This window comes from Pseudomonas sp. NPDC088885 (genome assembly GCF_044750025.1).
Taxonomy (GTDB): Bacteria; Pseudomonadota; Gammaproteobacteria; order Pseudomonadales; family Pseudomonadaceae; genus Aquipseudomonas; species Aquipseudomonas rustica.
Genome location: NZ_JBIVJB010000134.1, coordinates 1 through 8,598 on the forward strand (window position 1 = coordinate 1; position 8,598 = coordinate 8,598).

Genomic DNA, 8,598 nt, shown 5'->3' on the forward strand with positions numbered 1-8,598 from the left:
CAGATCCAGCAGCGACAGCCCCCGATTGACGTAACGCCGGGCGATTTTGACCACCAGCCGCAGGTTACTTTCGATCATGCGCTTACGTCCGGCAGGGTCACCACTTTGCGACAAGCGCGCAAAATGAACTTCTTCTTCCGGAGAGAGCAATGGGGAAAAGCCGATTTCGTTGAGATACAACTGCGTGGCATCGAGTGCCCGCGTGTAGTCGATGTACTTATGCTGTTTGAGTGTCGCAGATTGTCTGGATTTGGAACGAACGGAAGGCGGTGCAGCCCCTTCATCATTCGACATCGAAGAATCCGAATCGATGCCGGCCTCCATAAGGAGAACCTCATCGTCGATGTCAAACTCCGGCACTTCTTTACTGAGAGCCATTGTTATAGTCCTTTGGTGAGTTCGACCCCAAGCTCAAGCGACGCCTTTATCCTTGGCAACGCTGGAGCCTGTCCCCTCTACGCGACGGAACAGGCTGGATGACAAATCAACGTCGTGGCAGGAACTGCAGTGGATCTACAGGTTTACCTTGGCGGCGAATCTCAAAATGCAGTTTCACCCGGTCTGTACCCGTTGACCCCATTTCGGCAATTGTCTGTCCGACCTTGACCTGCTGACCCTCCCGAACCAACAGCCTGCGGTTGTGACCGTAAGCACTGACGTAGGTTTCGCTGTGTTTGATGATGACTAATTCGCCGTAGCCCCTTAAGCCACTCCCGGCGTAAACCACCGTCCCATCAGACGCAGCTAAAACAGGCTGTCCCAAATCTCCGGCGATATCAATTCCTTTATTCAAACTACCGTTTGAAGAGAATTTTCCAATGAGAATGCCATTAGATGGCCATCCCCAGCCGGTCGGGGCCGGGCCTGCAGGAGGCATCGGAGCGGGCGTTTGCTTATTCGCGACGGACGGTGCAGCGCCAGTAGAACCGGTGGTTGTGGTGGTCGTCGTGCCATTCGCCTGGCGCCGGATTACCGTGGTTTTGCTCGACGAAGAAGGCGAAGAACTCGAGTTGCTTACCACCGCGCTCGACGTTGAACCGGTGCGCCCGTCAAAGCGAATTGTCTGACCCGGATGGATCGTATACGGCGTAGGAATATTGTTCCGGGCGGCGAGGGCTTTGTAGTCCCAGCCGTAGCGAAAAGCGATCGAAAACATCGTATCGCCCGGACGGACTACGTACTGCCCGGTCGTCACTGTCGGACGCTGGGCGACCGCCTTGTTGCGATCGACGACACTCACGTTGCTCGATTTGGTGCTCGAGCAACCGACCAGCAAGGTGCTCAAGACAAGGCCAGTCACCAGGCGCTGAAAGCTCGTGTTACCCATACGCTGCGCAATGACTGTGAGACTCACCCGCCGCTCCCTTTGTGGTGGCTGAAAAATTTGGAATGCCGGATTTCGGCACGAACTGTCGCAAGTATAACGGGCAGATTCGGCTTTACCCTTAATGAAGCGAAATCGCTTCACGCACACGTTTGCCAGCTGGCAATACGCTACGTTTAATCCGCTATCGCCGGTGTAAGACCGGAGCCGTTGAAAGGAATTCAACAGCAGCGAACAAATGCTCAGGCCAACGGCCCGTTGAGCAATGGAACGAAGCGCACCGCCCCCAGAACGTGACGGGAAAAACCGTTTTCTTCACGCACGATCAACAGCAATTGCTGAACTTCGCCGGAGCCGACCGGAATCACCATGCGCCCGCCCGGGGCCAATTGATCCAGCAAGGCTTGCGGCACATCGGTAGCCACGGCGGTTACGATGATGCCGTTGTACGGCGCCAGAGCCGGCCAGCCTTCCCAGCCATCGCCCCAACGAAACACCACATTGCGCAGGTTCAGCTCGACCAGACGTTCCTTGGCCCGATCCTGCAAAACCTTGATCCGCTCAACCGAAAAAACTCGCTCAACCAGTTGCGACAACACCGCCGTCTGGTAACCGGAACCGGTGCCGATCTCCATCACTTTGTCCAGCGGCCCGGCCTCGAGCAGCAGCTCGCTCATGCGCGCCACCATATAAGGCTGGGAAATGGTCTGGTTGTGGCCAATCGGCAGTGCCGTGTCTTCGTATGCGCGATGCGCCAGCGCCTCATCGACGAACAGATGACGCGGCGTACGGCGAATCACTTCGAGTACCTTGGCGTTCGACACGCCTTCTTCATACAGACGCTGGATCAGGCGTTCCCGCGTGCGCTGGGAGGTCATGCCGATGCCGCTGCGCAGTCTGTCGTCGTGTTCGCGAGCCATCAGCGCAGTCCCTCCAGCCAGCCGTCGAGACTTCTGAAGGCATCGTTGAAAGTGCGATCAAGCTGCAACGGGGTGATGGAAACGTAGCCCTGCATCACCGCATGGAAATCGGTGCCCGGGCCGCCGTCTTCGGCGTCGCCGGCGGCAGCAATCCAGTAACCGGCCTTGCCACGCGGATCGACTACTTTCATCGGCGCCGCCGCCCGGGCGCGATGGCCGAGACGGGTCAGCTGAATGCCGCGAATGTGATCGATCGGCAGATTCGGAATGTTCACGTTGAGCACCGTGCGCGGCGGCAGATCGAGCCCGGCGTGGGCCTCGACCAGTTTGCGCGCGAAGTACGCCGCTGTCGGCAGATTATCCACCTGACGCGAGACCAGCGAAAAAGCGAACGACGGACGTTCGAGGAAGCGCCCTTCAAGGGCCGCTGCCACAGTTCCGGAATACAGCACATCGTCGCCCAGATTGGCGCCGAGATTGATCCCCGACACCACCATGTCCGGCTGGCGCTCCAGCAAGCCATTGAGGCCCAGGTGCACGCAGTCGGTCGGGGTGCCGTTGAGGCTGATAAAGCCGTTGGCCAGGTATTGCGGGTGCAACGGACGGTCGAGCGTCAGCGAACTGCTGGCACCGCTTTTGTCCTGCTCCGGGGCGATAACCACGCATTCGGTGTAATCCGCCAGCGCAGCATAAAGCGCGGCGAGACCGGGTGCGGTTACCCCATCGTCGTTAGAAATCAGAATACGCATGGGCTGTCCGTCTGCCCCACCGGCACCAGATCAACGAGCTCGCGCACCAATACGGTGGCAAAGCATCCGGCCGGGAGGACGAATTCCAGTTGCAGAATGTCAGGCTGGGGATAATGCCACGTCAACCCGCCAATGGGCAGCCGCAGGATGCGACGCTCGTGGCTCATGCCGGCGTGAATCAACCAATCGCGCAGCTCCGCTTCGCGCGCGGCAATCCCCTGCTCCAGTTCATGGACAACGCCTGCGGTCGGCGAGTCACCTTCGCCCCACTGCGGGCCGGTCGGATGCAGATCGAGAATCGCCAGACGCGGGTCGCTGCACTCAGCTTCACCGGCGGGGAAAAAGCTGCGACTGTCGGTGAACGCGAGCAGATCACCGACTTGCGCTTGCTGCCAGGTGCCATCGGCCACACGCGCCGCCAGCACCTTATTGAAGAGAAAACTGCGTGCCGTCGACAGCAGGCGCGAACGCACATTGCGCTGCTCCGGCAAGGCTTTGCGCGCCGCCCATCCACGCGCATCAACGACGTTACCGCCGTCATGGCCGAAACGCTGGGCGCCGAAATAATTGGGAATGCCTTGCTGGGCGATCAGTTGCAGACGCTGTTCAATCGCGTCTTTATCGCCAGCGAACTGCGTCAGGCGCAAGGTGAAACCGTTGGCCGAGTGTGCGCCGCGTTGCAGCTTGCGCTTGTGGCGCGTGGTCTTGAGGATCTTCAGCGTGTCGTTTTCCGCCGCCGACAGATCCGGATCAGCCTTGCCCGGCAATTGCACGCTGAACCACTGACGGGTCAGCGCCTGCCGATCCTTGAGGCCGGCATAGCTGACGGTGCGCAACGGCACGCCGGCAGCCTTGGCGATACGCCGCGCGGCTTCTTCAGTGTTGAGGCCACGTTTTTCGACCCAGATCCACAGGTGTTCACCGTCGCCGCTGAACGGGATGTCGAGGACTTCATCGACCTGAAAATCTTCAGCGATGGCTTTCAGTACCGCCGTGCCGAGGGGTTCGCCATAGGCACGCGGGCCGAGCAGTTGCAGTTCATTCATGCGCGCAGCAACAAGGCAACGGAGTGCACAGCGATGCCTTCTTCGCGACCGACAAAGCCAAGCTTTTCGGTGGTGGTAGCTTTCACGTTCACTTGATCCAACTCAACTTGAAGATCCGCCGCGATCAGCGCGCGCATCGATTCGATATGCGGGGCCATTTTTGGCGCCTGGGCAACGATGGTGTTGTCGACGTTGCCGACTTTCCAGCCTTTGGCGTGGATCAGCGCGACCACATGCCGCAGCAACGCTCGGCTGTCGGCGCCCTTGAATTGCGGGTCGGTGTCCGGGAAGTGTTTGCCGATATCACCCAGCGCCGCAGCACCGAGCAAGGCATCGCTCAAGGCGTGCAGCAGGACGTCACCGTCGGAATGAGCGAGCAGCCCGAAGCTGTGTGCAATGCGCACGCCGCCCAGAGTAATGAAATCGCCTTCAGCGAAACGATGCACATCATAGCCGTGGCCAATACGCATAAAAAAAACGCCCCGATTTTTGTCAGGGCGTGATTCTACCTGCATTAGCCCTTGAGGGCGCGTGCATGATGTTGCAAGTGGTCGTCAATGAAGCTCGCGATGAAGAAATAGCTGTGGTCGTAGCCCGGTTGCAGACGCAATGTCAGCGGATGGCCCGCTTGTTTTGCCGCTTGTTGCAGGGCTTCGGGTTTCAGCTGTTTTTCAAGGAAGTCGTCGCGATCACCTTGATCAACCAGCAGCGGCAATTGTTCATCCGCTTCAGCGATCAGTGCGCAGGCATCCCACTCTTTCCATTTCGAACGCTCCTCGCCCAGATAACGCGAGAATGCCTTCTGTCCCCACGGGCAATCCATCGGGTTGTTGATCGGCGAAAACGCTGACACCGATTGGTAACGTCCGGGGTTACGCAATGCACAAACCAACGCACCGTGGCCACCCATGGAATGACCGCTGATGCTGCGTTTATCCGACGCGGGGAAATGCGCTTCAACCAGTGAAGGCAATTCCTGCACGACATAGTCATGCATCCGATAGTGCCGCGACCAAGGTTCCTGCGTCGCATTCAGATAGAAGCCGGCACCGAGACCGAAATCCCAGGCGCCATCCGGATCGCCCGGCACATCAGGGCCACGCGGACTGGTGTCGGGCGCGACGATGATTAAACCAAGTTCGGCGGCCATGCGCAGGGCGCCAGCCTTGTGCATAAAGTTCTCGTCGGTGCAGGTCAGGCCGGACAGCCAGTACAGCACCGGCAATTTGCCGCCCTGCTCCGCTTGCGGCGGCAGGTACACGGCGAACACCATGTCGCAACCGAGCACATCGGAGCGATGGCGGTAACGCTTGTGCCAGCCGCCAAAACTTTTCTGACAGGAGATGTTTTCCAGACTCATGTAAAGACTCCTACGCGGTCACGGCAACACGCCTTCACGACGTGTCGCCATATCCCGGCGATTGATCAGAAATGAATGACGGTACGGATGCTCTTGCCTTCGTGCATCAGGTCGAACGCTTTGTTGATGTCCTCCAGGCCCATGGTGTGGGTGATGAAAGTATCCAGCGGGATTTCGCCGCTTTGCGCCATGTCGACATAGCTTGGCAACTCGGTACGGCCGCGCACACCGCCGAATGCCGAACCGCGCCAGACGCGACCGGTGACTAACTGGAATGGACGGGTGGCGATTTCCTGGCCGGCACCGGCGACACCGATGATGACGGATTCGCCCCAACCTTTGTGGCAGCACTCAAGCGCGGCGCGCATCAGTTGCACGTTGCCAATGCATTCGAAGGAGAAGTCGACGCCGCCATCGGTCATGTCGACGATCACTTCCTGAATCGGGCGATCGAAGTCTTTCGGGTTCACGCAGTCGGTGGCACCGAGTTGCTTGGCGATCTCGAACTTGGCCGGGTTGATGTCGATGGCGATGATGCGCGCAGCCTTGGCTTTCACAGCGCCGATCACCGCAGACAGACCAATACCGCCCAGACCGAAGATGGCCACGGTGTCACCCGGTTTGACTTTGGCGGTGTTGAGCACGGCGCCGATGCCGGTGGTGACGCCGCAACCGAGCAGGCAAACCTTTTCCAGTGGGGCGTCTTTGGAAATCTTCGCTACGGAGATTTCCGGCAGCACGGTGTATTCCGAGAATGTCGAAGTACCCATGTAGTGGAAAATCGTTTCGCCCTTGTAGGAAAAACGCGAGGTGCCGTCCGGCATCAGACCTTTGCCCTGAGTCGCGCGAATCGCCTGACACAGGTTGGTCTTGCCCGACTTACAGAATTTGCACTGACCGCATTCCGGGGTGTACAGCGGAATCACGTGATCGCCAACGGCAACCGAGGTCACGCCCTCGCCGATCGCTTCAACGATGGCGCCACCTTCGTGGCCAAGGATCGACGGGAAGATGCCTTCCGGGTCAGCGCCGGACAGGGTGTAGGCGTCAGTGTGGCAAACACCGGAGGCGACGACGCGCAGCAATACTTCACCGGCCTTGGGCATGGCGACATCGACTTCTACGATTTCCAGCGGCTTTTTGGCCTCGAAGGCAACGGCGGCGCGCGACTTGATCATGCTGACTCTCCAGTGAATCCAATGAATAAAAAAACCAGACAGCGAGTGTAGTTCAGCGCTGGCTGATGAATAATCCGGACAAATGCAAAATATTATTGCCGTACAGGGATAATCCAATGTCCGAGAACCGCTGGGAAGGCATCGACGAGTTCGTCGCCGTCGCCGAGTGCAGCCAATTCACCGCTGCGGCTGAACGCCTTGGGGTTTCTTCCTCCCACGTCAGTCGACAAATCGTACGACTGGAAGAGCGCTTGCAGACGCGTCTGCTCTATCGCAGTACCCGCCGAGTGACGTTGACCGAGGCCGGGCAGACGTTCCTCCAGCATTGCCAACGTTTGCAGGATGGTCGCGAAGAAGCATTGCGCGCGGTCGGCGACCTGACCAGCGAACCGAAAGGCATGCTGCGCATGACCTGCGCGGTAGCGTACGGCGAACGCTTTATCGTGCCGCTGGTGACGCGGTTTATGGGGCTGTATCCGCAGTTGCGCATCGATATCGAGCTGAGCAATCGCCAACTCGATCTGGTGCATGAAGGGCTGGATCTGGCGATTCGGTTGGGTCGGTTACAGGACTCGCGATTGGTCGCCGCACGGCTGGCACCCCGGCGCATGTACCTGTGTGCGTCACCGTCCTACCTCGAACGGTATGGACGCCCACACAGTTTGTCGGAATTGAGTCGGCATAATTGCCTGATCGGCAGCTCGGACATTTGGCAACTGGAACAGAACGGGCGGGAATTTTCTCAGCGGGTGCAGGGAAACTGGCGCTGCAACAGTGGGCAAGCGGTGCTGGACGCGGCGTTGCAGGGCGTCGGGTTGTGTCAGTTGCCGGATTATTACGTGCTGGAGCACTTGCACAGTGGCGCGTTGATTTCGCTGCTGGAGGCGCATCAGCCGCCGAATACGGCGGTGTGGGCGTTGTATCCACAGCAACGGCATCTGTCGCCGAAGGTGCGCAAGTTGGTGGATTTTTTGAAGGAGGGATTGGCTGAGCGGCCGGAATATCGGAGCTGAGTTATGCGTCGCTTGGGCTATCGCTTTCGCGAGCAAGCCCGCTCCCACATTTGATCGCAGTTACCTGTCGAACACGGTCAAATGTGGGAGCGGGCTTGCTCGCGAAGGCAATCTGACAAACGCCACAACACTCAGCGGCGATTCGCCCAACGCTGGCGCAACCACTCCAGATCTTCCGGCCGCGTCACCTTGAGGTTATCCGCGCGCCCTTCGATCAGTCGCGGCTTCAGCCCCGCCCACTCCATCGCCGATGCTTCATCAGTAATCACGGCATCCGCAACAAGGCTGTCCGCCAACGCCCGATGCAACGCCCCAAGACGAAACATCTGCGGCGTATACGCCTGCCAGATCACGCTGCGATCGACGGTTTCAAGCACACGACCGTGCTTGTCGACCCGCTTCAACGTGTCGCGTGCCGGCACGGCGAGCAAACCGCCGACCGGGTCATCCATCAGTTCAGCAAGTAACTTGTCGAGATCATCACGACTCAGATTCGGCCGCGCCGCATCGTGCACCAGCACCCAATCGTCATCATCGGCACCCTGCGCATGCAAGTGCAGCAAGGCATTGAGCACCGAAGCCGATCGCTCGGCCCCGCCGTCAACCCGCTGAATTCGCGAGTCGCTTGCGCACGCCAGGTTCGGCCAGTAAGGATCATCGACAGCAAGACTGACCACCAGCCCTTGCAGGCTTGGGTGATCGAGGAAACAGCCGAGGCTGTGTTCGAGAATTGTGCGTCCGCCCAGCTGCAGGTATTGCTTGGGACGATCCGCGGCCATTCGGGCTCCGACGCCCGCGGCAGGAATCACGGCCCAGAAGGCCGGCAGGGAATTGATCATTGGGCCAACTGGTAGAGGGTTTCACCATCCTTGACCATGCCCAACTCATGGCGAGCACGTTCTTCAACGGTCTCCATCATCGAGGAAATCAGGATCGGTCGGACGAGGTCTTTCTGGATTTCCGAATAGACCGTGTCGGACGTCAGCGGCAGCTCGGTGTTGACGATGT

The 8,598-nt window shown here is 59.2% G+C and carries 10 protein-coding genes and 1 pseudogene; 1 reads left to right on the forward strand and 10 read right to left on the reverse strand.

Annotated features, from left to right (window positions below; all coding sequences use genetic code 11):
• The 8 genes from ACIP1X_RS26460 to ACIP1X_RS26495 form a co-directional block, all read right to left on the reverse strand.
• Positions 1–294, reverse strand: a 294-nt coding sequence (locus ACIP1X_RS26460; protein WP_400755756.1) for a sigma-70 factor domain-containing protein, incomplete at its 3' end; no start/stop codon positions are given.
• A 190-nt stretch (positions 295–484) separates the two neighbouring features.
• Positions 485–1,354, reverse strand: coding sequence for a peptidoglycan DD-metalloendopeptidase family protein (locus tag ACIP1X_RS26465; protein WP_053117660.1), 870 nt, complete (start codon positions 1,352–1,354; stop codon positions 485–487).
• 212 nt (positions 1,355–1,566) lie between these two features.
• Complete coding sequence (locus ACIP1X_RS26470) at positions 1,567–2,202, reverse strand: protein-L-isoaspartate(D-aspartate) O-methyltransferase (protein ID WP_172680082.1); 636 nt, start codon at positions 2,200–2,202, stop codon at positions 1,567–1,569.
• A 41-nt stretch (positions 2,203–2,243) separates the two neighbouring features.
• A complete protein-coding gene (surE, locus tag ACIP1X_RS26475; RefSeq protein ID WP_008081730.1) occupies positions 2,244–2,993 on the reverse strand; it encodes a 5'/3'-nucleotidase SurE in 750 nt (249 codons plus the stop codon).
• Entirely contained in the window at positions 2,981–4,039 is a 1,059-nt protein-coding gene (gene truD / locus ACIP1X_RS26480; RefSeq protein ID WP_400755754.1) for a tRNA pseudouridine(13) synthase TruD, read from the reverse strand. Before truD ends, surE begins: the two co-directional genes overlap by 13 nt.
• The gene (ispF, locus tag ACIP1X_RS26485) at positions 4,036–4,509 is read right to left on the reverse strand and encodes a 2-C-methyl-D-erythritol 2,4-cyclodiphosphate synthase (protein ID WP_034149878.1); all 474 of its coding nucleotides are present in this window, start codon (positions 4,507–4,509) and stop codon (positions 4,036–4,038) included. Before ispF ends, truD begins: the two co-directional genes overlap by 4 nt.
• 44 nt (positions 4,510–4,553) lie before the next feature.
• Positions 4,554–5,399: an S-formylglutathione hydrolase gene (gene fghA / locus ACIP1X_RS26490; protein ID WP_400755755.1), complete on the reverse strand. Its 846-nt coding sequence runs from the start codon at positions 5,397–5,399 to the stop codon at positions 4,554–4,556.
• 65 nt (positions 5,400–5,464) lie between these two features.
• Positions 5,465–6,577, reverse strand: coding sequence for an S-(hydroxymethyl)glutathione dehydrogenase/class III alcohol dehydrogenase (locus ACIP1X_RS26495; protein WP_007908835.1), 1,113 nt, complete (start codon positions 6,575–6,577; stop codon positions 5,465–5,467).
• Between the two features lie 116 nt (positions 6,578–6,693).
• Here ACIP1X_RS26495 and ACIP1X_RS26500 point away from each other — a divergent pair, with 116 nt between their 5' ends.
• On the forward strand, positions 6,694–7,590 hold the full coding sequence (locus tag ACIP1X_RS26500) for a LysR substrate-binding domain-containing protein (RefSeq protein WP_212549600.1): 897 nt from the start codon (positions 6,694–6,696) through the stop codon (positions 7,588–7,590).
• Between the two features lie 131 nt (positions 7,591–7,721).
• Here ACIP1X_RS26500 and ispD read toward each other — a convergent pair whose 3' ends face one another.
• Together ispD and ACIP1X_RS26510 are read right to left on the reverse strand one after the other, a co-directional pair.
• The gene (gene ispD / locus ACIP1X_RS26505) at positions 7,722–8,429 is read right to left on the reverse strand and encodes a 2-C-methyl-D-erythritol 4-phosphate cytidylyltransferase (protein ID WP_053117650.1); all 708 of its coding nucleotides are present in this window, start codon (positions 8,427–8,429) and stop codon (positions 7,722–7,724) included.
• A pseudogene (locus ACIP1X_RS26510) lies at positions 8,426–8,503 on the reverse strand (septum formation initiator family protein); the annotation flags it as partial. The pseudogene ACIP1X_RS26510 and the gene ispD, both read right to left, overlap by 4 nt.
• Between the last annotated feature and the right edge of the window lie 95 nt (positions 8,504–8,598).